Annotated in this window: 22 protein-coding genes; 15 read left to right on the forward strand and 7 right to left on the reverse strand. The window is 65.0% G+C overall.

Features of this window, described 5'->3' with window-relative positions; genetic code table 11:
- Positions 1–152 precede the first annotated feature (152 nt).
- The 4 genes from ACFQX9_RS19200 (at position 153) to ACFQX9_RS19215 (ending at position 4,337) form a co-directional block, all read left to right on the forward strand.
- A complete protein-coding gene (locus ACFQX9_RS19200) occupies positions 153–1,316 on the forward strand; it encodes a PA0069 family radical SAM protein (RefSeq protein ID WP_018454912.1) in 1,164 nt (387 codons plus the stop codon).
- Positions 1,317–1,339: 23 nt separating this feature from the next.
- On the forward strand, positions 1,340–1,795 hold the full coding sequence (locus ACFQX9_RS19205) for a VOC family protein (protein WP_018454911.1): 456 nt from the start codon (positions 1,340–1,342) through the stop codon (positions 1,793–1,795).
- Positions 1,796–1,872: 77 nt separating this feature from the next.
- Positions 1,873–2,730 carry a ribonuclease HII gene (locus ACFQX9_RS19210; RefSeq protein WP_377790082.1) on the forward strand — a complete coding sequence of 286 codons (858 nt, stop codon included), beginning with the start codon at positions 1,873–1,875 and terminating at the stop codon, positions 2,728–2,730.
- 98 nt (positions 2,731–2,828) lie between these two features.
- On the forward strand, positions 2,829–4,337 hold the full coding sequence (locus tag ACFQX9_RS19215; protein ID WP_377790083.1) for a glycosyltransferase family 39 protein: 1,509 nt from the start codon (positions 2,829–2,831) through the stop codon (positions 4,335–4,337).
- A gap of 124 nt (positions 4,338–4,461) precedes the next feature.
- Here ACFQX9_RS19215 and ACFQX9_RS19220 read toward each other — a convergent pair whose 3' ends face one another.
- Positions 4,462–5,271, reverse strand: coding sequence for a uracil-DNA glycosylase family protein (locus tag ACFQX9_RS19220; RefSeq protein ID WP_018454908.1), 810 nt, complete (start codon positions 5,269–5,271; stop codon positions 4,462–4,464).
- A gap of 135 nt (positions 5,272–5,406) precedes the next feature.
- Here ACFQX9_RS19220 and ACFQX9_RS19225 point away from each other — a divergent pair, with 135 nt between their 5' ends.
- From ACFQX9_RS19225 to ACFQX9_RS19235, 3 genes are all read left to right on the forward strand, one after another.
- A complete protein-coding gene (locus ACFQX9_RS19225; RefSeq protein ID WP_377790085.1) occupies positions 5,407–7,068 on the forward strand; it encodes an electron transfer flavoprotein-ubiquinone oxidoreductase in 1,662 nt (553 codons plus the stop codon).
- Between the two features lie 331 nt (positions 7,069–7,399).
- Positions 7,400–9,202 carry a tetratricopeptide repeat protein gene (locus ACFQX9_RS19230; protein ID WP_026232840.1) on the forward strand — a complete coding sequence of 601 codons (1,803 nt, stop codon included), beginning with the start codon at positions 7,400–7,402 and terminating at the stop codon, positions 9,200–9,202.
- A 28-nt stretch (positions 9,203–9,230) separates the two neighbouring features.
- Positions 9,231–10,115 (forward strand): 4-(cytidine 5'-diphospho)-2-C-methyl-D-erythritol kinase, encoded by an 885-nt coding sequence (locus tag ACFQX9_RS19235; RefSeq protein ID WP_018454905.1) that lies wholly within the window; start codon positions 9,231–9,233, stop codon positions 10,113–10,115.
- A gap of 27 nt (positions 10,116–10,142) precedes the next feature.
- Here the strand turns inward: ACFQX9_RS19235 and ACFQX9_RS19240 are convergent, their stop codons facing one another.
- From ACFQX9_RS19240 to ACFQX9_RS19260, 5 genes are all read right to left on the reverse strand, one after another.
- On the reverse strand, positions 10,143–11,018 hold the full coding sequence (locus ACFQX9_RS19240; protein WP_247299542.1) for an alpha/beta fold hydrolase: 876 nt from the start codon (positions 11,016–11,018) through the stop codon (positions 10,143–10,145).
- Positions 11,019–11,025: 7 nt separating this feature from the next.
- Entirely contained in the window at positions 11,026–11,658 is a 633-nt protein-coding gene (locus ACFQX9_RS19245; protein ID WP_018454903.1) for a LysE family translocator, read from the reverse strand.
- A gap of 58 nt (positions 11,659–11,716) precedes the next feature.
- Positions 11,717–12,973: a beta-ketoacyl-ACP synthase II gene (gene fabF, locus ACFQX9_RS19250; protein WP_247372696.1), complete on the reverse strand. Its 1,257-nt coding sequence runs from the start codon at positions 12,971–12,973 to the stop codon at positions 11,717–11,719.
- Position 12,974: 1 nt separating this feature from the next.
- Positions 12,975–13,490, reverse strand: a complete 516-nt coding sequence (locus ACFQX9_RS19255) for a helix-turn-helix domain-containing protein (protein WP_018454901.1) — start codon at positions 13,488–13,490, stop codon at positions 12,975–12,977.
- 411 nt (positions 13,491–13,901) lie between these two features.
- On the reverse strand, positions 13,902–14,909 hold the full coding sequence (locus ACFQX9_RS19260; RefSeq protein ID WP_007594965.1) for a polyprenyl synthetase family protein: 1,008 nt from the start codon (positions 14,907–14,909) through the stop codon (positions 13,902–13,904).
- Between the two features lie 131 nt (positions 14,910–15,040).
- Between ACFQX9_RS19260 and ACFQX9_RS19265 the strand changes: the two genes are divergently transcribed.
- The 6 genes from ACFQX9_RS19265 (at position 15,041) to glyS (ending at position 20,701) form a co-directional block, all read left to right on the forward strand.
- Entirely contained in the window at positions 15,041–15,268 is a 228-nt protein-coding gene (locus tag ACFQX9_RS19265) for a DUF2007 domain-containing protein (RefSeq protein WP_007607161.1), read from the forward strand.
- Positions 15,261–16,031: a tRNA1(Val) (adenine(37)-N6)-methyltransferase gene (locus ACFQX9_RS19270; protein WP_377790090.1), complete on the forward strand. Its 771-nt coding sequence runs from the start codon at positions 15,261–15,263 to the stop codon at positions 16,029–16,031. The genes ACFQX9_RS19265 and ACFQX9_RS19270 overlap by 8 nt, the downstream gene beginning before the upstream one ends.
- A 211-nt stretch (positions 16,032–16,242) precedes the next feature.
- Entirely contained in the window at positions 16,243–17,151 is a 909-nt protein-coding gene (locus ACFQX9_RS19275; protein ID WP_317244894.1) for a S49 family peptidase, read from the forward strand.
- A gap of 118 nt (positions 17,152–17,269) precedes the next feature.
- The gene (locus ACFQX9_RS19280) at positions 17,270–17,461 is read left to right on the forward strand and encodes a hypothetical protein (RefSeq protein WP_085352613.1); all 192 of its coding nucleotides are present in this window, start codon (positions 17,270–17,272) and stop codon (positions 17,459–17,461) included.
- A 193-nt stretch (positions 17,462–17,654) separates the two neighbouring features.
- Positions 17,655–18,590: a glycine--tRNA ligase subunit alpha gene (locus tag ACFQX9_RS19285; RefSeq protein ID WP_377790092.1), complete on the forward strand. Its 936-nt coding sequence runs from the start codon at positions 17,655–17,657 to the stop codon at positions 18,588–18,590.
- Positions 18,590–20,701, forward strand: coding sequence for a glycine--tRNA ligase subunit beta (glyS, locus tag ACFQX9_RS19290; protein WP_368508446.1), 2,112 nt, complete (start codon positions 18,590–18,592; stop codon positions 20,699–20,701). Before ACFQX9_RS19285 ends, glyS begins: the two co-directional genes overlap by 1 nt.
- Before the next feature lie 268 nt (positions 20,702–20,969).
- Here glyS and ACFQX9_RS19295 read toward each other — a convergent pair whose 3' ends face one another.
- A complete protein-coding gene (locus tag ACFQX9_RS19295) occupies positions 20,970–21,323 on the reverse strand; it encodes a DUF1236 domain-containing protein (RefSeq protein ID WP_018454893.1) in 354 nt (117 codons plus the stop codon).
- 220 nt (positions 21,324–21,543) lie between these two features.
- Here ACFQX9_RS19295 and ACFQX9_RS19300 point away from each other — a divergent pair, with 220 nt between their 5' ends.
- Both ACFQX9_RS19300 and ppdK read left to right on the forward strand, forming a co-directional pair.
- Complete coding sequence (locus tag ACFQX9_RS19300; protein WP_007594951.1) at positions 21,544–21,699, forward strand: DUF3096 domain-containing protein; 156 nt, start codon at positions 21,544–21,546, stop codon at positions 21,697–21,699.
- 96 nt (positions 21,700–21,795) lie between these two features.
- Complete coding sequence (gene ppdK, locus ACFQX9_RS19305) at positions 21,796–24,750, forward strand: pyruvate, phosphate dikinase (protein ID WP_247299533.1); 2,955 nt, start codon at positions 21,796–21,798, stop codon at positions 24,748–24,750.
- Positions 24,751–24,916: the final 166 nt, after the last annotated feature.

A 24,916-nucleotide genomic window follows, 5' to 3' on the forward strand; every position in this document is an offset into this window, starting at 1 on the left:
TCCCGTGACCAAACGGAATCGTGGTCACGCTGGTGTTGCGTGAAGTCAAAAACCCCCGCCCGAAATTTGGGCAGCTCGACTGTGCATGGGGTTGTTTTCACGTTTTTTGTTTGTGTTCTTGATTTGTTCCTTTGACATGCTATCTTGGCTTCATGAGTCCAGCATCCTCTCATGCTCTCAAGCACCCGCCGGTCACGGCGCCCTCCGAGCCGGCGGGTGCGCCTTCTGACTTCCCTGAGCTGGCGGTCGCCATCGACCGCCAGCGCAGGCGAGGCCGGGGCGCGCAGTCCAACGCCAGCGGCCGGTTTGAGGCCGAGGCGCGCGTCGCATTCGACGATGGCTGGCAGAGCCTTGAAGAACTGCCCCCGTTCAAGACCACGGTCGGGATCGACACCTCGCGCAAGGTGATCACCCGCAACGAATCTCCCGACATCGGCTTCGATCGTTCGATCAATCCCTACCGCGGTTGCGAGCACGGCTGCGTCTATTGCTTCGCGCGGCCGACGCATGCCTATCTTGGCCTGTCGCCGGGGCTCGACTTTGAGTCGAAGCTGTTCGTGAAGCCCGAGGCGCCGGCGTTGCTCGAGAAGGAGCTTGCGGCGCCGGGCTACGAGCCGCGGATGATCGCGATCGGCACCAACACCGATCCCTATCAGCCGATCGAGCGCGAGCGCAAAATCATGCGCGGCATTCTGGAGGTGCTGGAGCGCGCCGGCCATCCCGTCGGGATCGTCACCAAGTCGGCGCTGGTCGTGCGCGACATCGACATTCTCGCGCGAATGGCCAAACGCAACCTCGCCAAGGTCGGGATCTCCGTGACCTCGCTCGATCCGAAACTAGCGCGCACCATGGAGCCGCGGGCGTCCACGCCGCCGAAGCGGCTGGAGGCACTGAAGCAGCTTTCCGAGGCTGGCATTCCGACCACCGTCATGGTCGCGCCCGTGATCCCCGCGCTGAACGATTCCGAGATCGAGCGCATCCTGGATGCCGCCGCCCATGCCGGCGTCAAGGAGGCCTCCTACGTGTTGCTGCGGTTGCCGCTCGAGGTGCGCGATCTCTTTCGGGAATGGCTGATGGCGAACTATCCGGACCGGTATCGCCACGTCTTCACGCTGATCCGCGACATGCGCGGCGGCCGTGACTACGATGCGAAATGGGGCGAGCGCATGAAGGGCACCGGCCCGATGGCCTGGACCATCGGCCGCCGCTTCGAGATCGCTTGCGACAGGCTCGGGCTGAACAAACGGCGCGCCAAGCTGACGACGGATCATTTTGCCAAGCCGAAGCGGAACGGCGATCAGCTCAGCCTGTTCTGAGGGACGAAGTGAGAGAGGCGTCTATGAGTAAGGAACCGCCAGCTCCTATCCCGCGGCTGACCGTCATCACGCTGGGCGTGAACGACATCCGCGCCAGCATTGCCTTTTACGACGCGCTCGGTTTCTCGCGCCGGCTCAAGGTAACCGGCGAGACCGTTGCGTTCTATGACACCGGCGGTCCGGTGCTCGCGTTGTTTCCCTGGGATCAACTCGCGGTCGACGCCAAATTGCCTGATCATCCGAGGCCATCGACGTTCCGCGGCATGACGCTCGCCTGGAATTGCCGCGCGCGTGAGGAGGTGGATGCGGTGCTGGTCTTCGCCGTCAGCAAGGGAGCCGCGTTGCTGAAGGCAGCACATGAGACCGACTACGGCGGCTATTCCGGCTATTTCGCCGATCCTGACGGCCATCCCTGGGAGGTCGTGGTCGCGCCCGGCATCGACGTCGGCGAGGACCGGCGGGTGCATCTGGCGGAATAGGGCGGCTGGCTTGAATAACGGGAATTGTTCGAGGTTCCCGATTGCGCAGGCCATGCCGCTTGCGCACGATCCCGGCCATGATTCGGGATCAATCCGCAAAGAAGCCGGCCAAAGGCGCGCCCAAAAAGGCTGCGCCTAAGAGCGAGAAGGCTGCGCCTGAGAACAAGAAAGCTGCGCCCAAAAAAATCGCCAAGGCGCTGGCCGGCACAAAGAGCGCCATCATCGTTGCCCCAAGCTTCCGCCGTGAGCGCGCGCTGATCAAGCGCGGCGTTTGGCCGGTAGCGGGCTGCGATGAGGAGGGCCGCGGGCCACTGGCCGGTCCGGTGGTGGCGGCGGCGGTGATTCTCGATCCCGACCGCATCCCGCGCGGCATCGACGATTCCAAGCGCCTGACGGCCGAGGAGCGCGAAAGGCTGTTCGGCAAGATCTGCGCGACCGCCCAGGTCTCGGTGGCCGTCGCCTCGCGCTCCCGCATCGACCGCGACAACATCCTGCGCGCCTCGCTGTGGGCGCTGAAGCGCGCCGTGGTGGCGCTGCCCCAGCAGCCGCGGCACGTCTTCGTCGACGGCCGCGACCGGCTCGACACGGAATGCGATTGCGAGGCCGTGATCGGCGGCGACGGCATCGTCCTGTCGATCGCAGCGGCCTCGATCATCGCCAAGGTAACGCGGGACCGCCTGATGTGCGCGTTGGCGCAGGACTGTCCCGGCTACGGTTTCGAGCAGCATAAGGGCTACGCCGTGCCCGAGCACCTCGACGCGCTCAACCGCCTCGGTCCCACCGTCCACCACCGCAGCTTCTTCGCCCCCGTCGCCGCCGCACGCGCCAAGCACATGCCCTGGACGGTCGAGCCGGCGCAGGATCTGCTTGCGGTGACCGAGATCGAGCTGCAGGTGGACGCGAGCCTGGAAGTCGACGCGTCGGCAAATCTCTAGACGAGACTCAGTTGCCACGACGCGTCACGCCCTTTATCAAAACAGTCGTGAGCGAATAGGGCCGGCTTCACGGGTTGGCTGCATCTTTCGGACGTTGCATGCGGTTTACCTCCCTGGTCATCGAGCTCATTCGCGCGCGGCCGCGGCTGATCGTCTGGATCGCCGTGCTGCTCCAGGCCGCGATGTGGCTGTTCGTGGCGCTGGTGTTTTATCGCAGCCCGCCCGGCAGTCTCGCGACCCTGCTGGCCTTCGGCCGCGAATACCAGGTCGGCACCGATCTCGGGCCGCCCTTGCCGGTCTGGCTCGCCGACATCGCCTATCGCGCTGCCGGCGGCCACCTGTTCGGTGTCTACGTGCTGGCCGAGCTCTGCGGGATCGCGACGTTGATCACGCTCTATCATCTGTCCCGCGCGGTGGTCGGCCCCCAGCAGGCAGTGCTGGCCGTGCTGCTGACCATGACGCTGCTGGCCTTCTCCTCGCCCACACTCGACTTCGGCCCTCTGGTGCTGGCGCGACCGCTCTGGGCGCTGCTGCTGCTGCATTCCTGGCAGATCATCGGACAGCGCCGCGGCAACGCCTGGTTTGCCTGGTCGATCGAGGCCGGCCTCTTGCTGTTGACGACGCCGGCTGCGATCTTCCTGCTGCTGCTGATCGTCGTCTTCGCGCTCGCAACCGCGGACGGCCGCCGCACGTTGCGTGCCTTCGACCCGCTGTTTGCGCTGGTGGTCGTCGCCGTGCTGGCATTGCCCTATGCCGTCTGGCTGACGCGCGCCGAGGCGCTCGTCCTGCCGGCCCTGCCTGAGGTCGCCCAGCTCAATGCCCGTGCGCTGCACGCGGCCTGGCTGCTCGGGGGGCTCCTGCTCGGTGCGGCGGCGATCCCGGCGCTGACCGTCCTCAACACCGGCCTGTTCGTGCCCAAGAGCGAGGAGGCGCCGATCATCTACCGCCCGCCGGTCGAGCCGCTCGCACGTAGTTTCGTCTATTTCTTCGCGCTGGCGCCGGCGCTCGGCGCGGTGCTGATCTCCGGCCTGCTGGGCCTCGACGCCGTCGTCGGCGGCGCCGGCGTCGTGCTGGTGTTGTCGGGGCTTGCCGTGGTCGTGGGGGCCGGCGATCTCATCGCGATGCGCCGCGCGAGGATGCTGCGGATGGTCTGGGCGGCTGCCGTCGTGGCGCCCGCAATCGGCGTCGTGCTCGCCGTCCTGCTGCTGCCGTGGACCGGTGCCAACGAGATCGCGACCTCGATGCCGGCCCGCGCGATTTCGGACTTCTTCGACGAGAGCTTTGCCCGCCGCACCAATCATCGCCTGCGCGCGGTCGCCGGCGAGACCCAGCTTGCGAGCTTGATCACGCTGCATTCCGGCCGGCCGCATCTCTTCATCGATGCCGAGCCCGCGCGTACACCCTGGATCAATCAGGCCAAATTCAGCGAGACCGGCGGCGTCGTGGTCTGGCGCGCTTCCGATACCGCCGGCACGCCGCCGCCGGACATCCTCGCGCGCTTTCCCGGCATCGTGCCGGAAGTCCCGCGCGCCTTCGAATGGCTGGTGACCGGACGCCAGCAACTCCTGCGCATCGGCTGGGCCATCGTGCGGCCGAAGGGGACTTAGTTGCTCGCTCTTTCGGTGGTCATTGCGAGGAGCCCTTGCGACGAAGCAATCCACAGCCCCTCCGCGGAAAGATTCTGGATTGCTTCGCTGCGCCCGCAATGACGGCGAAAGGCTGTACGGCCCCTCACGCCTCCGCCAGCACCTTCGCGATCGCGCGCAGATCCTGCCAGGCCAGCCGCTTGTACGACGGCGAGCGCAACAGATAGGCGGGATGGAAGGTCGGCAGCGCGCGAATGGTGCGCCCGCCCGTCTCGTAGTCGAACCAGCGGCCGCGGGTACGCATGATGCCTTCGCGGGTCGACAGCAGCGTCTGCGTCGAGGGATTGCCGAGTGTCACCAGCACCTCCGGATTCACCAGCTCGATCTGGCGCTGGATGAACGGCAGGCAGATTTGCGTCTCCTGCGGCGTCGGCGTGCGGTTGCCGGGCGGCCGCCAGGGAATCACGTTGGCGATGTAGGCCGTGGTGCGGTTGAGGCCTATGGCTCCTATCATCAAATCGAGCAGCTTGCCGCTGCGCCCGACGAAGGGCAGCCCCTCGATGTCCTCGTCGCGGCCCGGTGCCTCGCCGACGAACATGATGCGTGCCTGCGGATTGCCGTCGGCGAAAACCAAACGTGTCGCCGTGTGCTTCAGCGCGCAGCCGTCAAAGCTCTGCATCAGCTCGCGCAGCGCCTCCAAGCTTGGCGCGGTGCGTGCGGCCTCGCGCGCCGAGGCGATCGCGATGTCGGGCGCAGGTGCCGCCTCGCCGCGCATCACCGCGGGCGCGGCGACCGGCCGTGGGGCCTCGACTGGAGGTGGCGCGCGCGGGGCCGGAGGTGGAACATCCAATTCCGCCAGGCGGTCGATCGGTTCCTCCGCGAGCGTGCAATCGACTCCGGCCTCCAGATAGAAGGCGAGCAGCTCTCGGACCGTGGGTGCGGGTTCTGGGATCATCGGAAAGTCTGACTATTAGTCCAGTTTGGGGCGCCTTGCACCCCGGCGAAACGCATTTCCGAGGTTGTCCTACCCGGAAAAATCGGAAACAAGAGGGCGCAATCGACCAAGGACCGTCTCAAGGGCTGAGATCAGATGAGCACCGAAGAACTTCCCCCGCGCGAATCCATGGAATTCGACGTCGTCATCGTCGGCGCCGGTCCCTCGGGCCTGGCTGCGGCGATCCGGCTGAAGCAGATCAATGCCGATCTCAATGTCGTGGTGGTGGAGAAGGGCTCCGAGGTCGGTGCGCATATTCTCTCCGGCGCCGTGATCGATCCGGCCGGGCTCGACAAGCTGATCCCGGACTGGCGCGAGGATTCCGATTGTCCGCTTAAGACGCAGGTCAAGGACGACCGCTTCTTCTGGTTCACCGAGACCAGCGCGATCAAGCTGCCGAACTTCATCATGCCGCCGCTGATGGACAATCATCACTGCTATATCGGCTCGCTCGGCAATGTCTGCCGCTGGCTGGCGCGCAAAGCGGAAGCGCTAGGCGTCGAGATCTATCCCGGTTTTGCCGCGGCCGAAGTGCTCTATGACGACAATGGCGCGGTGCGCGGCATCGCCACCGGCGACATGGGGATCGGCCGGGACGGCAAGCCGAAGGACTCCTTTACCCGTGGCATGGAATTGCTCGGCAAGTACACGCTGTTCGCCGAAGGTGCGCGCGGCAGCCTGACCAAGCAGCTGATCTCGAAATACGCGCTCGACACCAAAAGTGAGCCGCCGAAATTTGGCATCGGGCTCAAGGAAGTCTGGCAGATCGATCCGGCCAAGCATCAGAAGGGCCTCGTGCAGCACGCGGTTGGCTGGCCCTTGAACAACAACACCGGCGGCGGCCTGTTCTTCTACCATTATGACGAGAACCTGGTGTCGATCGGTTTCGTCGTTCATCTCAACTACAACGACCCCTATTTGTCGCCATTCGACGAATTCCAGCGCGTCAAGAACCATCCGGCCGTCCGCGCGACGCTTGAAGGCGGCAAGCGGCTGGCTTACGGCGCGCGCGCCATCACCGAAGGCGGGTACCAGTCGGTGCCGCGGCTGAGCTTCCCGGGCGGTGCGCTAATCGGCTGCGCGGCCGGCTTCGTCAACGTGCCCCGGATCAAGGGCGTGCACAATGCCATGGGCACCGGCATGCTCGCGGCCGAACATGTTAACGTGGCTCTCGCTGCGGGCCGCGCCAATGATGAGCTGGTCGAATACGAGAACGGTTGGCGCGATTCCGTCGTCGGTAAGGACCTCTATCCTGTCCGCAATGCCAAGCCGTTGTTGTCGAAGTTCGGCACCTTCATCGGCGCCGGGCTCGGCATCTTCGACATGTGGTGCAACACGCTGTTCGGCGGCTCGCTATTTGGCACCCAGTCGCACGCGAAGCCCGATCGCGCGACGCTCGATCCGGCCAAGGCCCACGCGCCGAGAACCTACCCGAAGCCGGACGGCAAGATTTCCTTCGACAAGCTCTCGTCGGTGTTCCTGTCCAATACCAATCATGAGGAGGACCAGCCGGTCCATCTCAAGGTCACGGACATGAACCTCCAGAAGACCTCCGAGCACGACGTGTTTGCCGGTCCCTCGAATCGCTATTGCCCGGCCGGCGTCTATGAGTGGATCGAGGAAGGTTCGGGCCCGCGCTTCCAGATCAATGCCCAGAACTGCGTTCACTGCAAAACCTGCGACGTGAAGGACCCCAACGGCAACATCACCTGGGTTCCCCCGGAGGGCGGCGGCGGTCCGAACTACGAGGCCATGTAGGCTGGGGTCAGCAAGTCACGATCCATGTGACCGAGGCCAATGTGACCAGAGTTGCGTGATCTTCGCCCTGTGACGCACGTTCGCGTGAGAACCCGGCCGCGGTCCCCGTGGTCACGATAAGGCCATACTGGCGGCGTCTTGGGGCGCTCTTGACGGGTCACTTGGCCGATTTGTGCCGTGCGGAGGGGATCGCCCGGCCCGAATCCTTGCGGTGAAGCGCCAAAAGCGGCATTGTCGGCCTGACGGTTCCGGGTCCCCATGCCACCGGCCGCGTTCGCTTGCGATACGGCCTTCTGCAAACCCAGGCACTACCAACTCAAGGCGAGCCCCGATGCTTTCAAATCGTTTCAACCGTTGGACTGTTGCCGCCATTGCCCTCATGGGCTCAGCGATGGCGACGGTCCCCGGCGCGGTCCGGGCGCAGACGCCGGACCATCCGTCCGACACGGCGGCGCAGTTTCCGACCCGAAACGATCTGAAGGCGCTGACCACCTCCGGCAGCTATCTCGCCGCCCGCCACGCCAGCGTCGAGCGCGACGCGGCCTCCGCCGCTGCATTCTATCGCTCGGCCCTGCGCACCGACCCCAAGAACAACGAGCTGCTCGACCGCGCCTTCATCTCCTCGGTCGCCGACGGTGACATCGACGAGGCTGTCAAGCTCGCCGAGCGCATCCTGACCATCGACAAGACCAACCGCGTTGCACGGCTCGTCGTTGGCGTGCACGATCTCAAGTTCAAGAAGTACGCGACCGCGCAGACCAACATCAACCAGTCGATCCGCGGTCCGATCACCGATCTCGTCGCCACGCTGCTGTCGGGCTGGGCCGCCTATGGTGCGGGGGATGCCAAGGGCGGCGTCGCCACCATCGACAAGCTGGCCGGTCCTGAATGGTATCCGCTGTTCAAGGATCTCCATGCCGGCATGATCCTCGAACTCGCCGGCAAGGAGAAAGACGCTGGCACCCGGTTCGAGCGTGCCTACAAGCTCGACGATTCCATGTTGCGTGTCACCGAGGCCTATGCGCGCTGGCTATCTCGCAACAAGGACTCGGCCGCCGCGACCACGGTCTACCAGGCTTTCGACAAGAAGCTCGCCCGCCATCCGCTGATCGTGGAAGGGTTGCGCGACACCAAGGCCGGCAAGAAGATGCCGCCGCTGGTCGATAGCGCGCAAGCCGGCGCCGCAGAAGCACTCTACGGCATCGGCGCCACACTGACCCGCCGCGGCGGCGAGGATCTGGCGCTGGTCTACCTCCAGCTCTCGCTCTACCTGCAGCCCACCCATCCCCTGGCGCTGCTCTCGCTCGCCGATCTCTATGAATCGGTGAAGCGGCCGCAGATGGCGATCAAGGTCTACGAGCGGGTGCCGTCGTCCTCTCCACTCAAGCGCAACGCCCAAATCCAGCTCGCCATCGATCTGGATTCCGCCGACCGCACCGACGAGGCGATCAAGATCCTCAAGGGCGTCACCACTGAGGATCCCAAGGATCTCGAAGCCATCATGGCGCTCGGCAACATCGAGCGCGGCCGCAAGAAGTTCGGCGAATGCGGCGCGACCTATTCGCAAGGCGTCGACGTGCTGCCGGCCGGCAACGATAAGGCCAACAGCGTCTGGTATTATTATCGCGGCATCTGCGAGGAGCGCTCCAAGCAGTGGGGCAAGGCCGAAGCCGACATGAAGAAGGCGCTCGAGCTGCAACCCGACCAGCCGCACGTCCTCAACTATCTCGGCTATTCCTGGATCGACCAGGGCATCAATCTCGACGAAGGCATGAAGATGATCAAGCGGGCAGTCGAGCAGCGCCCGGATGACGGCTACATCGTCGACTCCCTTGGCTGGGCCTATTACCGCATCGGCAATTACGAGGACGCGGTGAAGAACCTCGAGCGCGCCATTGATCTCAAGCCCGAGGATCCCACTATCAACGATCACCTTGGCGACGCCTATTGGCGCGTCGGCCGCACGCTGGAAGCCAAGTTCCAGTGGGCCCACGCCCGCGATCTCAAGCCCGAAGCGGATGAGCTTCCGAAGATCGAGGCCAAGATTGCAAACGGTATGACCGACGACAATTCGAACTCCTCGGCTGCGCAGGCGGAGAAGGAGAAGAAGAAGGACGACGGCAAGGGCGGCTGAGTGAGTTGAAGTTGGGGGCGTGTCGTCAATGCCGGCGTTGATTGAAGAAGGGCGCGCGAAGGTCAATCTGAGCCTTCGCGTGGTCGGCCGTCGTGCCGATGGCTATCATGATCTCGAAAGCGTGGTCGCCTTTGCCGACTGCGCCGACCGGCTCACGCTGGAGCCCGGCGGCGAGCTGAAGCTCACCACGACGGGGCCGCTCGCCGCGGCCTGCGGCAATATGGCCGACAACCTCGTGTTCAAGGCGGCCAAGCTCCTGGCCGAAGCCGTCCCGAACCTGAAGCTGGGCGCCTTCGCGCTCGACAAGGTGCTCCCGGTCGCCGCCGGCATCGGCGGCGGCTCGGCCGACGCCGCGGCGGCGCTGCGGTTGCTGGCGCGCCTCAACGATCTGTCGCTCGACGACGCCCGCCTCCAGAAGGTTGCGCTTGCGACCGGCGCCGACGTGCCGGTGTGTCTGTTCTCGCGCGCCTGCGACATGACCGGTGTCGGCGAGCAGCTGCTGCCCTTGATGCTGCCGAGCATGCCCTGCGTGATGGTCAATCCACGCGTGCCGGTCGCGACAAAGGACGTGTTCCAGGAGCTGGGCCTGCGCAACGGCGAACTCCTGGTCGGCGCCACGTCCGTCTTCGACGGCCCGGCCTGGCCAGGCGAGGGCGCCTCCATCGCCGACTGGATCGATACTCTCGAGACCGTCGCCAATGATCTCGAAGCGCCTGCGATGCGCATCAAGCCGGTGATTGGCGACGTGCTGGAAGCCTTGCGTGGCTCCGCCGGCGTCAAGCTCGCCCGCATGTCCGGCTCGGGGGCGACGTGCTTTGCGATCTATGGCGCATCTGCCGAGGCGCATGCCGCCGCCGAGAATATCCGCAGGGATCATTCCGGCTGGTGGGTGCACTCGGGAACGCTGAGCTAGATCTGCAATGACGCGGATGTTGCGGAGCTAGCCCGCAGCGTCCTCGCCAAGCCCGAGAAACCGCCGGATCTCACCCAACACCTCCTGCGGCTTGTCATGCTGCAGCCAGTGTCCGGCCCCTGCAATGGTCTCGACGCGCGCCTGCGGAAAGTAGCGCTCCAGCCCCGCGGCCCTCGCGCCAGCCAGAAAGCTTTCGCCGGCATTCAAGAGCAGCGTCGGACAGGTGATGCGCGACCACAGCGCGATGTGATCGTCCGGCCAGAGCCGGTGCGGCGCAGAGGCGCGCTGGTAGGGATCGAACTTCCAGCTATAGGTGCCGTCCTCGTTCTGCCGCGCGCCGTGGGTGGCGAGGTGCAGCGCGAGCTCGCGAGACAGCCGCTTGTTGTGAAGGACCATCTGCGCCGCCGCGTCTTCGAGGGTCGAATAGCGGCGCGGTGCGCGGTCGTGCAACTTGTCGAGCTGACCGATCCACTTGCCGATCCGCTCATGCACCGGCGGTTTTGGTGTATCCGGCAACATCGTCACGCCGTCGAGCACGACCAGCTTCGAGACCTGTTCGGGGAATGCCCCTGTAAAGATCAGGCTGACCATGCCGCCCATAGAATGGCCGATGAGAGTGACTTGAGGCGCCGCGATGGCACGGACGAGCTGGGCCAGATCGTACACATACTCCGTCAGCGCGTAGCTGCCGCCCCTGGTCCAGTCGGAATCGCCGTGACCGCGCAGGTCCGGTGCGAGCACGTGAAAATGCGGCTGCAGCGACCGGGCGATGACGTCCCAGCTCCGGCAGTGATCGCGGCCGCCGTGAACCAGGATGGCGACCGGCGCGCCGTCGTTGCCCCAGTCGGCATAGTGCAGCCGCAGGCCGTGAGACTCGTAAATGCGGCTTTGCGGGGCGGGCATGGTGGCGCTATCCATTCACGGGCCGCCGCGCCAGTGCGAGCGACAGGCCGAGCCCTGCGATGAAGACGCCGGAGCCCTGGGTGAGACGTCGCATCAAATGCGGGCGTCCGATCAACTGCGTACGTGTCGCGGAGGCCATCAGCACCACCACGATATCGGCGAGCGTGTTCAGCGTCACCGAGAGCGCGCCCAACGTGATGAATTGCAGTGTCGGGTTCGATCCCGCCGGGTCAAGGAACTGCGGAATGAAGGCGAGGAAGAAGGCGGCGGTCTTCGGGTTCAGCGCCTCGACCAGCACGCCGTCGCGAAAGGCGCGCTTGTCGCCGACGGGCTTGCTGTCGAATGACGGCGCGCGGCTGGCGCTGCGAAAAGTCCTGATGCCGAGCCAGACGAGATAAAGTGCGCCGACGAATTTCACGGCGGCAAACAGCTCGGCGCTGGCAAGAATGATCGCGGAGATGCCGAAGCTGCCCGCGACCACATGAACCAGCCCGCCGAGTGCGGTGCCCGCGGTCGATGCAAAACCGCTGCCGCGCCCTTCCGATAGGGTCCGTGCCGCGACGTAGAAAATGCCGGGGCCGGGAACGGCGGCGATGAGACAAGCGGCGGCCAGGAACAGCCAGAAATTCGTGTTGATCATCCTGCTTTGGTAGCGATGCTTGCCGCGATTGCAAGGCCCGTCGACTAAGGCCCGTCGTTCAGCCCATCCGGCGGAAGATCACGCTGGCATTCACCCCGCCGAAGCCGAACCCGTTCGAGATCGCGTGCTGCATCGGCATCGGTCGCGCCACACCGGCGACGATGTCGATGCCGTCAGCGGCGGGATCAGGGTTTTCGAGATTGAGCGTCGGCGGCGCGATCTGGTCGCGCAGGGCGAGCGCGGTGAAGACCGCTTCGAGGCCACCGGCGGCGCCGAGCAGATGCCCGGTGGCCGATTTGGTCGCGCTCACCGCGATGCCGCGGTGGCGGCCGAATAGCGCGGCGATGGCGCCAAGCTCGCTCTCGTCGCCGGCCGGCGTCGACGTCGCATGCGCGTTCAGGTGCTGTAAATCCGCGGGCGCAAGCTTGGCCTGCCGGAGCGCGATCTCCATGGCGCGCCGGGCGCCGTCGCCGTCAGGCGGACCCGATGTCATGTGATAGGCGTCCGCGGTCGTACCGTATCCGACGATCTCCGCGATCGGCCTCGCGCCGCGCGCCAATGCATGCTCCAGCTCCTCGATCACCAGGATGCCGGCGCCTTCGCCCATGACAAAACCGTCGCGGTCGCGATCGAACGGGCGCGAGGCGCGGGCGTCATTGAATCCGCTCGACAGTGCGCGGGCCGCCGCAAAGCCGCCGAGGCTGACGATGTCGATGCAGGCTTCCGCGCCGCCGCAGATCGCCACATCAGTCTCGCCCGCGCGGATCATGCGCGCGGCATCGCCGATCGCCTGAACGCCGGCAGCGCAGGCCGTGACCGGTGTGCCCAGCGCTCCCTTGTAGCCGTATTTGATCGAGACGTGGCCGGCGGCGAGATTGGCGAGGAAGGAGGGGATCGTGAACGGCGACAGCCGGCGCGGGCCGCGCTGTTCGGTGATGCGCACCGCCTCCGCCATTGCCGGAAAACCGCCGACGCCGGAGGCGATGATCGTCGCAGTTCGTTCCTGCGCCGCCGCGTCCTGCGGCGTCCAACCGGCCTGCGCAACCGCTTCCGCGGTGGCGAGCAGCGCGAACAGGATGAAGCGGTCCATCTTGCGCTGGTCTTTCGGCGCGGCGGCCTGCGCGGGATCGAAGCCGCCCTCCGCGTCATCGGCCTTGTCGGGCACGAGGCCGGCAATACGTGCGGGCAGCGCCTGCGACCATTCCGGCAGCGGGCGCAGCCCGCTTTGGCCGGCCAGCAGCCGGCGCCACGAAAGTTCGACACCGCAGCCAAGCGGCGACACCGCGCCCATTCCCGTCACGACGATACGACGCATGTCAGTCTCCAGCCGGCGCGACGGCCGGGTTCATGGCTTTGAGCGAGGTCAGCCGTTTACGCATGACACGGCTGGCGCGGGGGCCTGCGACGACGACCGCATTGGTGAGCGTGATCGGCTGCATGTCGGCGGCATCGACCACGACCGGATTGAACGGACGACAATCGTGCCGGTTCGCGAGCAGGATCGCTTCGCCCATCGGTGCGAGATGCTTGTTGCCCCAAGCGAGCAGGGTTGCGACCACGGGGAAGAAGTCCCGGGCCTTGTCCGTCAGCACATATTCGTAGCGCGGCGGCCGTTCATTGTAGCGGCGGCGGACGAACATGCCGCTTTCGGTGAGATGGGCCAACCGCCGCGACAGGATGTTCGGCGCGATCCCGAGGCTTTGCGAAAATTCGTCGAACCTCGTTGCGCCCTGGAATGCATCCCGCAGGATCAAAATGCTCCACCATTCGCCGACCGTCTCCACGGCGCGGCCGACCGGACATTCCTGAATGGAGGGGGATTTGGGCTGCATGAGGGGAAGGTAGGTGAGTAGCTTGCAAAATGCAAGTTAGTAGGCGAACCGTTAGAACACTCCGACGGAGGTGTGCCGCAAGATGGCGCACAGGATTTGAATGCAAGTTGGAAGGCGGCCCTCGCACACCTAGCTCGTCATTGCGAGCGAAGCGAAACAATCTAGAGTCCCTTTGCGGGAAGATTCTGGATTGCTTCGCTGCGCTCGCAATGACGCTGTTAATGCGGTGGTGGCGCGTATCTCAACGATGTCGTCCCGGCGAAGGCCGGGACCCAATAGCCACGACTGTTGTTGTGGTGCACGATGGTTGCTACAGGCGCTAAGACAACGCTGACCGAGGTAATGGGTCCCGGCCTTCGCCGGGACGACACTGAGGGTGTGGCTACCAGCAAGCGCTAAGGATGCAGGTAGCTAATGCGACCGAGCCAGGCAGAACGCCACGACCTGCTCCAGCGCGCTCTTCATCGGCGAGGACGGGAACAGCGCCAGCGCGTCCACGGCCATGGCGCCGTAGTGCTGGGCGCGGCTGCGCGTGTCTTCGAGCGCGCGATGCTTGTTCATCAACCCGATGGCGTGGTCGAGGTCGGTGTCGCCGATCTCACCGCGCTCCAGCGCGCGGATCCAGAAGGCGCGCTCGGTGTCGTTGCCGCGGCGGAAGGCGAGCACGACGGGCAGCGTGATCTTGCCCTCGCGGAAATCGTCGCCGGTGTTCTTGCCGAGCTTGGCGCTCTTGCCGCCATAGTCGAGCACGTCGTCGACGAGCTGGAAGGCGATGCCGAGATTCATGCCGACCGAGCGGCAGGCGGTCTGCTCCGCCTTCGGGCGGTTGGCGATCACGGGCCCGACCTCGCAGGCGGCCGCGAACAGCTCGGCGGTCTTGCCGCGGATTACGGCGAGATATTCGTCTTCGGTGGTTGCGGTGTTCTTGGCGGCGGCAAGCTGCATCACCTCGCCCTCGGCGATGGTGGCGGCGGCCGCGGAGAGAATGTCGAGCGCGCGGAGCGAGCCGACCTCGACCATCATGCGGAAGGCCTGGCCGAGCAGGAAGTCGCCGACCAGCACGCTCGCCTCATTGCCCCAGAGCATGCGCGCCGACAGCTTGCCGCGGCGCATCTCGCTCTCGTCGACGACGTCGTCATGGAGCAGCGTGGCGGTATGCATGAACTCGACGCTGGCGGCGAGTTTGATATGGCCGTCGCCGGTGTAGCCGGCGAGGTTGGCCATGGCCAACGTCAGCATCGGCCGCAGGCGCTTGCCCCCGGAGGAGATCAAATGGTTGGCGACCTCCGGGATCATGGTCACGTCCGAACCGGTCCGCGACAGGATCGTGGCGTTGACGCGCTCCATGTCACCGGCGACAAGGGCAACCAGCTCTTCGATCGACGCGCCGGGAGTTTCGAAAGGTACGATGACGGCCACGTCGGTCTCCAATATTTGCCCCGGAAGGGCTATTCTGATGGAAAGACAATAGAAACTGGACGGGGATGCGGCAAGGGCAGTGGAACCATTGACATTTGGCGCTTAGTCCCCGTCAGGCAGGAGGCTGTGTTTTGCGAGAACTGGTTCGGACCAACGATATGGTGCTGGTGTCGGCGATCGGCGCGCTGCTCGACGGCGCCAACATCCATCATCTGGTGCTGGACCAGAACATGAGCATCATCGAGGGCTCGCTCGGCATTTTGCCGCGGCGGATCCTGGTCCACGAAGACGACGCCATCGAGGCCCGGCAGCTTCTGACCGAGGCCGGCCTCAGCCACGAACTGCGCGGCGATGAGTGAAGCCCTGGCAGACCTCACCGAGGACGCCTTCCTCGGCGGGCAATTGCGGCTGAAGCAGAAGCGGTCTGGCCATCGCGCCGGGCACGATGCCATTCTGCTCGCGGCGGCGACGGAGGCGAGGGCGGGCGACCGCGTGGTCGATCTCGGCGCAGGTATCGGCACGGCCGGGCTTGCGTTGGCGCGGCGCGTCGCCGGGATCAGGCTCGGCCTGGTCGAGATCGATCCCGAGCTGGCGGAGCTTGCGCGCGCCAATGCGGCAGCGAATGCGATTGCCGCCGAGACGATCGTGCTCGACGTCACCGCGGACGCGCAGGCCTTCGCGGCCAGCGGGCTCGCGCCCGACAGCGTCGACGTCGTGCTGATGAACCCGCCCTTCAACGATCCCGCTCGCCATCGCGGTTCGCCCGATCAGGCGCGCCAGATCGCGCATGTGGCGACGGATGAGACGCTGAATGCCTGGGTGCATGCGGCGCGGCGCATCCTCCGATCGCATGGCGCGCTGACATTGATTTGGCGCGCAGATGGGATCGCTGAGGTTTTGGCGGCGCTGTCGCGCGGCTTCGGCAGTCTCGCGATTCTGCCGGTTCACGGTGAAGCCGGGCGGCCCGCGATCCGCGTGCTGGTGCGCGCGGTCAAGGGCGGCAGGGCCCCGGCGCGATTGTTGCCGGGCCTCATGCTCAACGAGGAGTCACGCGTGTCGAAAAAAGAGGTGATGGATATTCTGGAGGGAAGGGCGGTTCTACCCCTGGTGGAACCGTGCTGAGCTATTGCGGAAGCGATTCCGACTGCTGCTCTTGCGGAGTCGTCAGGCGGATCGCCATGAACAGCGCACCGATCAGCAGCATCAGCAGATAGATTTTCATGGTGTTCTCCGCTGGCCCATTGCAGCCTCTCAACGGGTTTTCTGCAAAACACGTTCCGGGCCCTTCCAATGACAGTCGCGTGATAAGAAACGGTTAATCAGAGGTAACGGCATGGCCGAAAAATTGAACGATCGTGAGAGTTCCGGCCTGGCCGACAAGCTCATGCAATATCTGCCGGCGCGCTTCCGTCCCGGCACGGCCGTGGTGCCGGTGGTGCGGCTGTCCGGTGTGATCGGCGCAGTGACGCCGCTGCGCCCGGGCATGACGCTCGCGACGGTTTCGCGGGTTCTGGAGCGGGCGTTTTCGACGCGCAACGCCAAGGCGGTGGCGCTGGTGATCAATTCGCCCGGCGGCTCGCCGGTGCAGTCGCGCCAGATCTATCTGCGCATCAAGCAGCTTGCGGCGGAGAAGAAGCTGCCGGTGCTGGTGTTCGTCGAGGACGTGGCGGCCTCGGGCGGGTACATGATCGCGTGCGCCGGCGACGAGATCATCTGCGATCCGTCCTCGATCCTCGGCTCGATCGGCGTGGTCGGCGGCAGTTTTGGTTTCCAGGAGGCGATCAAGCGGCTCGGCATCGAGCGGCGCCTCTACACCGCCGGCGCGCACAAGGCGATGCTCGATCCGTTTCTCCCTGAAAACCCCGACGACGTCGCCAAGCTCAAGGCGCTCCAGCGCGAGATCCACCAGATCTTCATCGCGCTGGTGAAGGAGAGCCGCGGCGCGCGGTTGAAGGGCTCCGACGACACCCTGTTCACGGGCGAATACTGGGCCGGCGAGAGTTCGATCGCGCTGGGGCTCGCCGACAGCATCGGCGATCTCCGCTCAACTCTTCGTGCCCGCTATGGCGAGAAGGTTCTCACCCCCGTGATTGCCCAGCCGACCGGTCTGCTCTCCGGCCTTTTGGGCCGGAAATCGCCCGGCGCGGGGCAGCTTTCCGCCATGGAATCAATGGCCAGCCTGCCGGACGACCTGATCTCGGCGGTCGAGACGCGCGCGATCTGGGCGAAATTCGGGTTTTAGACGGAGCCCCTCCGCGCCATTTGGCCCCAAGGAGACTTGAAGCCGTGCCAATTGCGGCGCGGCCCGGTCTGCGCAAGAATGCGCGTGGGGGCTGAGCATTGTGAACAAGGAACGACCGATGCCGCCGTTCGTCGCATTCGCGGGCGTCCTGGGCGGGCTTGCCGTGGTCCGCTGGGCCTACAAGACCGCCGTCAGGATCAACCAGGAGCTGGAGGAGATGCGCCTCTCGCGCGTCGCCGAAGCCGCCCATATGGGGGCCGTCCAGACGCTGAAGCAGGATCCCGTCACCGGAGCCTATCGGCCGGGTTAGTTGCTGCAGACGTCATGGCCGGGCTTGTCCCGGCCATCCACGCCTTGTCTCACCGCACGAAGAACGTGGATGCCCGGGACAAGCCCGGCCATGACGGAGAACTAGGCCCGAATCACCCCTTCACCTTGATTCCCACCCCTGCCGTCGATACGGTCCCGCGCGATTCAACCCCCCGCGAGAGCCCGATCTGACGATGGACGCCTCCTTGCCCGCCCATATGCGCCCGGAACGCTCGTTCCAGGGCTTTATCCTCGCGCTCCAGCGGTTCTGGGCCGAGCAGGGCTGCGTGATCCTGCAGCCCTACGACATGGAGATGGGTGCGGGTACCTTCCATCCGGCGACCACGCTGCGCGCGCTCGGGCCAAAGCCCTGGAATGCGGCCTACGTGCAGCCCTCGCGGCGGCCCAAGGACGGCCGCTACGGCGAGAATCCGAACCGGCTGCAGCACTACTACCAATTCCAGGTGATCATGAAGCCGTCGCCGGCGAACCTTCAGGAGCTGTACCTGAAGTCGCTCGCCGCGATCGGCATCGATTCCGCCGTGCACGACATTCGCTTCGTCGAGGACGATTGGGAGAGCCCGACGCTGGGCGCCTGGGGCCTCGGCTGGGAGTGCTGGTGCGACGGCATGGAAGTCAGCCAGTTCACCTATTTCCAGCAGGTCGCGGGTGTCGAATGCGCGCCGGTCGCCGGCGAGCTCACCTACGGGCTCGAGCGCCTCGCGATGTACGTGCAGGGCGTCGACCGGGTCTACGACCTCAACTTCAACGGCCGCGACGGCGACGCCAAGGTCACCTATGGCGACGTCTTCCTGCAGGCCGAGCGGGAATATTCGAAGCACAATTTCGAAGTGGCCGACACCGCGATGCTGTTCGAGCAGTTCAAGATGGCGGAAGCCGTCTGCCGGAAATACCTCGATGCGGGTTGGAAAGATGGCAAGCGCGAGGCGCATCTGATGTCGCTTCCGGCCTATGACCAGTGCATCAAGGCAAGCCATGTGTTCAACCTGCTCGACGCGCGCGGCGTGATCTCCGTGACGGAGCGGCAGAGCTACATTCTTCGCGTGCGCGAACTGGCAAAAGCTTGCGGCGAGGCCTGGATACATACTGAAGCGGGCGGAGCGACCTGATGCCCGATCTTTTGCTTGAACTTTTCTCGGAAGAAATCCCCGCGCGCATGCAGGCCAAGGCGGCGGACGATCTGCGCCGCATGGTCACCGACAAGCTCGTCGCCGAGGGTCTCGTCTACGAAGGCGCGAAGGCGTTCGCGACGCCGCGCCGCCTTGCGCTTACCGTGCACGGCATCCCTGCGCGCCAGCCTGACCTGAAGACCGAACGCCGCGGACCGAAGATCGGTGCGGCCGACGCGGCCGTGCAGGGTTTTCTGAAAGCGACGGGTTTGACGTCGCTGGACGAGGCCAAGATCCAGCGCGATCCGAAGGGCGACTTCTACATCGCGCTGATCGAGAAGCCCGGCCGCGACGCCATCGACGTGCTCGCGGAAATCCTCCCCGTGATCATCCGCACTTTCCCTTGGCCGAAATCGATGCGCTGGGGCGCGCGCTCCGGCAAGCCGGGCTCGCTGAGCTGGGTGCGTCCGCTGCACGCGATCACCGCGACGTTCGGGCTCGAGACCGAAGAGCCCGATGTCGTCAAATTCTCGGTGGACGGCATCGAGGCCGGCCAGACCACTTACGGTCACCGCTTCATGGCTCCTAGCGCGATTTCCGTCCGCCGCTTCGAGGACTACGAAGCGAAGCTGAAGGCCGCAAAAGTCATCCTCGATCCGCAGGCGCGCAAGGACATCATCTTTGCCGACGCCAAGGAGCTGACCTTTGCGCAAGGGTTCGAACTGGTCGAGGACCAGGTGCTGCTCGATGAGGTTTCGGGTCTCGTCGAATGGCCCGTCGTCATGATGGGATCGTTCGAAGCGGAGTATCTCGCGATCCCCGACGAGGTGATCCGCGCCACCATCCGCAACAACCAGAAGTGCTTCGTCGTCAAAGATCCCGAGACGGGCAAGCTGACCAACAAGTTCGTGCTCACCGCCAACATCGAGGCGCCTGACGGCGGCAAGACCATCGTCGCCGGCAACGAGCGTGTGATCCGTCCGCGCTTGTCGGATGCGAAATTCTTCTACGAGACGGACCTGAAGACGAAGCTGGAAGACCGGCTGCCGAAGTTCGAGCAGATCGTGTTCCACGAGAAGCTCGGCACCCAGGCTGCGCGCATCAAGCGCATCGAGCGTCTCGCCGCAGAGATCGCGCCGCTCGTCGGCGCCGATGTCGCCAAGGCGACGCGCGCCGCGCATCTGGCGAAGGCGGATTTGCTGACCGAAGTCGTCGGCGAATTCCCCGAGGTGCAGGGCCTGATGGGCAAGTACTACGCGCTGGCCCAGGGCGAGGACGCCTCCGTCGCTGCCGCCTGCGAGGAGCACTATAAGCCGCAAGGGCCTGCCGATCGCGTGCCGACCGATCCGGTCAGCGTCGCAGTCGCGCTCGCGGACAAGCTCGACACGCTTGTCGGCTTCTGGGCGATCGACGAAAAGCCGACGGGATCGAAGGATCCGTATGCGCTGCGCCGCGCGGCGCTGGGCGTGATCAGGATTGTGCTCGAAAATCAGACTAAGATTAGTTTGCGAGAACTCGCTTGGGGGCACTTAGAGCGCTCGTACGACAAACAATACTTGGAAGTTGCAGAAAAGCTTGATGATCTGATGGTCTTTTTCGAAGACCGGCTTAAGGTCCAATTGCGAGATCAGAAGGCGCGTTACGATCTCGTCGATGCGGTTCTCAACGCTGGTTCGTTGGTGCAAGGGCATCCAATAGTGGCGGTCGTCCGCCGCGTCGAAGCACTCGGAAAATTCCTCGATACCGACGACGGCAAGAATCTGCTGGCAGGCACCAAGCGCGCCAGCAACATTCTCTCGATCGAGGAGAAGAAGGATAAGCGCTTATTCGACGGCGCACCCGATGCCTCGCTCTACGCTCTCAGCGAGGAGAAGGCGCTGGCCCGCGCGATCGATGAAGTGACGGCCGAAGCCCGTGCCGCCGTCGCCGGGGAAGACTTCGCTGCCGCGATGAGTGCGATGGCCAAGCTGCGTCCGCCGGTCGATGCGTTCTTCGAGAAAGTTCGCGTCAACGACGAGGATGCGAAGGTGCGTGAGAACCGGCTAAAACTGCTTAACGAGATCCGCAGCGCCACGCGTGCGGTGGCGGATTTCTCGAAGATCCAGGATTGAGCGCGTCTTGGCGCAACTGGACACCGTCATGCCCGGGCTTGTCCCGGGCATCCACGTCCTTCTTCGCTCGCGGAGAGGCATGGATGGCCGGGACAAGCCCGGGCCATGACGACGGAGTTGGTGGCCGCAATTGCTGTGCGCGAAGAGTGCCCACACAAAAAGCCCCGCCCGGCGGGGGGAGGACCGGGCGGGGCCTGATGTCCGACTATACTGCTCGCGTCAGCCTGATTGATGTGACGCGCCGGACACCTAGTTGATACCGGAAACGTTAGTCCATCACCTCGACGATGCGCCGCGAGCGCGGCTCAACCAGCACGGTCTCGCCGTTTACGACGGTGTAGCGATAGGTGGTGGCGCCGAAACGTTGCGGCACGTCATAATAGGTGACGCCGCTTTCAGGTAAGGTGGCACCGACCACCACGCGATCCGGGATGCGGAAAGCCGGCACACGTTGTTCGACGACATAGTCGCGGAAAGCCGGCCGCTGCTCGACCGCAATGGTCGGGCCGCTCTCGACGACGACGGGCGCGCGTCCCACGGTGACGCTGCTTTGCGCCTGCGCCGCAAGGGGCGAGCCGATCGAGGCCGCGAGCGCTGCAAGAGCAAGAATCCTGTTCCGCATGGGCAACTCCTTCGAGAAGGTTTTCGGGAAGCGCCACTGGCGCGACCGGTTGCCAATGCATGCGTCTCCGCGATGTTCCGGAAAACGCCCGCCGCATTCGCGGCATTTTCGGGCAGTTTTCGCGAAGCCGGGAACTCGCGCGCCCCCGGTGCGTCTCTACCCGCGGAACCCAGTCCGCTATGATCCCGCCGCGATTCGCCCCACCCACGGAAGAAAATTCATGCACATCACCGTCGCCCACATCTCGCCGATCCTGTCGCTGCTTGCGGGTGTGCTCATCCTGATCATGCCGCGCCTCCTGAACCTGATCGTCGCGATTTTTCTCATCATAAATGGTGCGATCGGGCTCGGATTGTTGAAGTGGCTCCATCTCTAGGCCTTCATTCTAGGGAACTCTTCGACTTGCGCGGACCTGCCCAAAGTGGTGTAAGGCGCGCAATTACCCATTCCTCTCGCAGGTTGTGTGCAAGCTATGGCCAAAGCCGCCTCGAAAACTCCAGCGAAAATTCCAGCGAAATCAAAGTCCTCCGCCAAGGCGAAAGCCGCGCCGGCGGCCCGCAAGGCACTTGCCAAGCGCGCCCCGAAGCCCGTGGCCAAGGCCGCTGCCAAGCCGGCTGTGAAGCCTGCCGCCAAGTCGGTTTCCAAGGCTGTTGCAAAGGCAGCGACGAAGCCGGTTGCGCCGAAGGTCGCCGCGAAGCCGGTACCGAGCAAGACTGCTTCAACCAAGGCTGCGCCTGTTGCGGCCAAGGCCGGCAAGTGGGTGTTCACCTTTGGGGACGGCAAGGCCGAGGGCAAAGCGGAGATGCGCGATTTGCTCGGCGGCAAGGGCGCCAACCTCGCCGAGATGGCCAATCTCGGCCTGCCGGTGCCTCCGGGCTTCACCATCCCGACCTCGGTCTGCACCTATTTCTACGCGCATGACAAATCCTACCCGAAGGAATTGAAGTCGCAGGTTGAGAAGGCGCTCGACCATGTCGGCAAGTTGACCGGCAAGATCTTCGGCGATTCCAGGAATCCGCTGCTCGTTTCCGTGCGCTCCGGCGGCCGCGCCTCGATGCCGGGCATGATGGATACCGTGCTCAATCTCGGCCTCAATGACGAGACCGTGGAAGCGCTGTCGGAACTGTCAGGCGATCGCCGCTTCGCTTATGACAGCTATCGCCGCTTCATCACCATGTATTCGGACGTGGTGCTCGGGTTCGAGCATCATCATTTCGAGGAAATCCTCGACACCTTCAAGGACAGCCAGGGCTACACGCTCGACACGGATCTCACCGCCGACGACTGGGTCGATCTGGTCGGCAAGTACAAGGACGCGGTCGCGCGCGAAACCGGCAAGGATTTTCCGCAGGATCCGCACGACCAGCTCTGGGGCGCGATTGGCGCGGTGTTTTCATCCTGGATGAACGCCCGCGCGGTGACCTACCGCAGGCTGCACGACATTCCGGAATCCTGGGGCACCGCGGTCAACGTGCAGGCCATGGTGTTCGGCAACATGGGCGAGACCTCGGCGACCGGCGTTGCCTTCACGCGCAATCCCTCGACCGGCGAGAGCAAGCTCTACGGCGAGTTCCTGATCAACGCGCAAGGCGAGGACGTGGTCGCGGGCATCCGCACGCCCCAGGACATCACCGAGGAAGCGCGCAAGGACTCCGGCTCCGACAAGGCGTCGATGGAATCGGCGATGCCGGAGGCGTTCAAGGAGCTGACGCGGATCTACACGCTGCTCGAGAAGCACTACCGCGACATGCAGGACATGGAGTTCACGGTCGAGCAGGGCAAGCTCTGGATGCTCCAGACCCGCGGCGGCAAGCGTACTGCCAAGGCGGCGCTGCGCATCGCGGTCGAACTCGCCAATGAAGGCCTGATCACCAAGAAGGAAGCGGTGACGCGGATCGACCCCGCCTCGCTCGACCAGCTGCTGCATCCGACCATCGACCCCAACGCCAAGCGCGACGTGATCGCGACCGGCCTGCCGGCCTCGCCGGGTGCGGCCTCCGGCGAGATCGTGTTCTCCTCGGACGAAGCGGCCAAGCTTCAGGCCGACGGACGCAAGGTGATTCTGGTCCGGATCGAGACCAGCCCCGAAGACATCCACGGCATGCACGCCGCCGAAGGCATTTTGACCACCCGCGGTGGCATGACCTCGCATGCTGCGGTGGTCGCGCGCGGCATGGGCAAGCCCTGCGTCTCCGGCTGCGGCACCATCCGCGTCGATTACGGCCGCGGCACCATGAGCATCGGCTCACGCACCTTCAAGACCGGCGACGTCATCACCATCGACGGCTCGCTCGGCCAGGTGCTCGCCGGCCGCATGCCGATGATCGAGCCCGAGCTGTCCGGCGAGTTCGGCACGCTGATGAAATGGGCCGACCAGGTCCGCAAGATCGGCGTGCGCGTCAACGCCGACACGCCGGAGGACGCGCACACTGCGATCAAGTTCGGCGCGGAAGGCATCGGCCTCTGCCGTACCGAGCACATGTTCTTCGAGGAGACGCGCATCCGCACGGTGCGCGAGATGATCCTCTCCGAGGACGAGCAGTCGCGCCGCGCTGCGCTGGCAAAACTGCTGCCGATGCAGCGCGCCGACTTCGTCGAGTTGTTCGAGATCATGAAGGGCCTGCCCGTCACGATCCGCTTGCTTGATCCGCCGCTGCACGAGTTCCTGCCGCACACCCATGCCGAGGTCGAGGAAGTGGCGCGCGCCATGAACACCGACCCGCGGCGCCTGGCCGACCGCGCGCGGGAGCTGTCGGAGTTCAATCCGATGCTCGGCTTCCGCGGCTGCCGTATCGCGATAGCCTATCCCGAGATCGCCGAGATGCAGGCACGTGCGATCTTCGAAGCGGCGGTCGAGGCCGAGAAGCGCACCGGCAAGGCCGTCGGCCTCGAGGTGATGGTGCCGCTGATCGCCACCAAGATGGAGCTCGACCTCGTCAAGGCGCGCATCGATTCCACCGCGAAGGCGGTGATGCGCGACACCAACACCAAGCTGACCTATCAGGTCGGCACAATGATCGAGCTGCCGCGCGCCTGCCTGCTCGCGGCCGAGATCGCGGAGAGCGCCGAGTTCTTCTCATTCGGTACCAACGACCTCACGCAGACGACGTACGGCATCAGCCGTGACGATGCCGCAAGCTTCCTCGGCACCTACGTGTCCAAGGGCATCCTGCCGATCGATCCCTTTGTCGCGCTCGACCAGGAAGGCGTCGGCGAGCTCGTCAAGATCGGCGTCGCACGCGGTCGCAAGACGCGCCCCTCGCTCAAGGTCGGCATCTGCGGCGAGCACGGCGGCGATCCCGCCTCCGTCGCCTTCTGTCACGCGATCGGCCTCGACTACGTCTCCTGCTCGCCCTACCGCGTCCCGATCGCCCGCCTCGCCGCCGCGCAAGCCGCGCTCGGCAAGGCGATCGCGAGCCAAGCGTAAGGTAAGCGGCGAGTTGAATGTTGAGAGCGAAAGAGGCGGGGCCAAAACCCCGCCTCTTTCTTTTGAGGCGACGTTCTTGCCACACATTCAGTGTCATCGCCCGCGTAAGCGGGCGATCCAGTATTCCAGAGGCGGTGACGTGATAGGGAAGGAGCCGCGGCGTACT

Source organism: Bradyrhizobium sp. GCM10028915, from assembly GCF_042666195.1.
Taxonomy (GTDB): domain Bacteria; phylum Pseudomonadota; class Alphaproteobacteria; order Rhizobiales; family Xanthobacteraceae; genus Bradyrhizobium; species Bradyrhizobium canariense_D.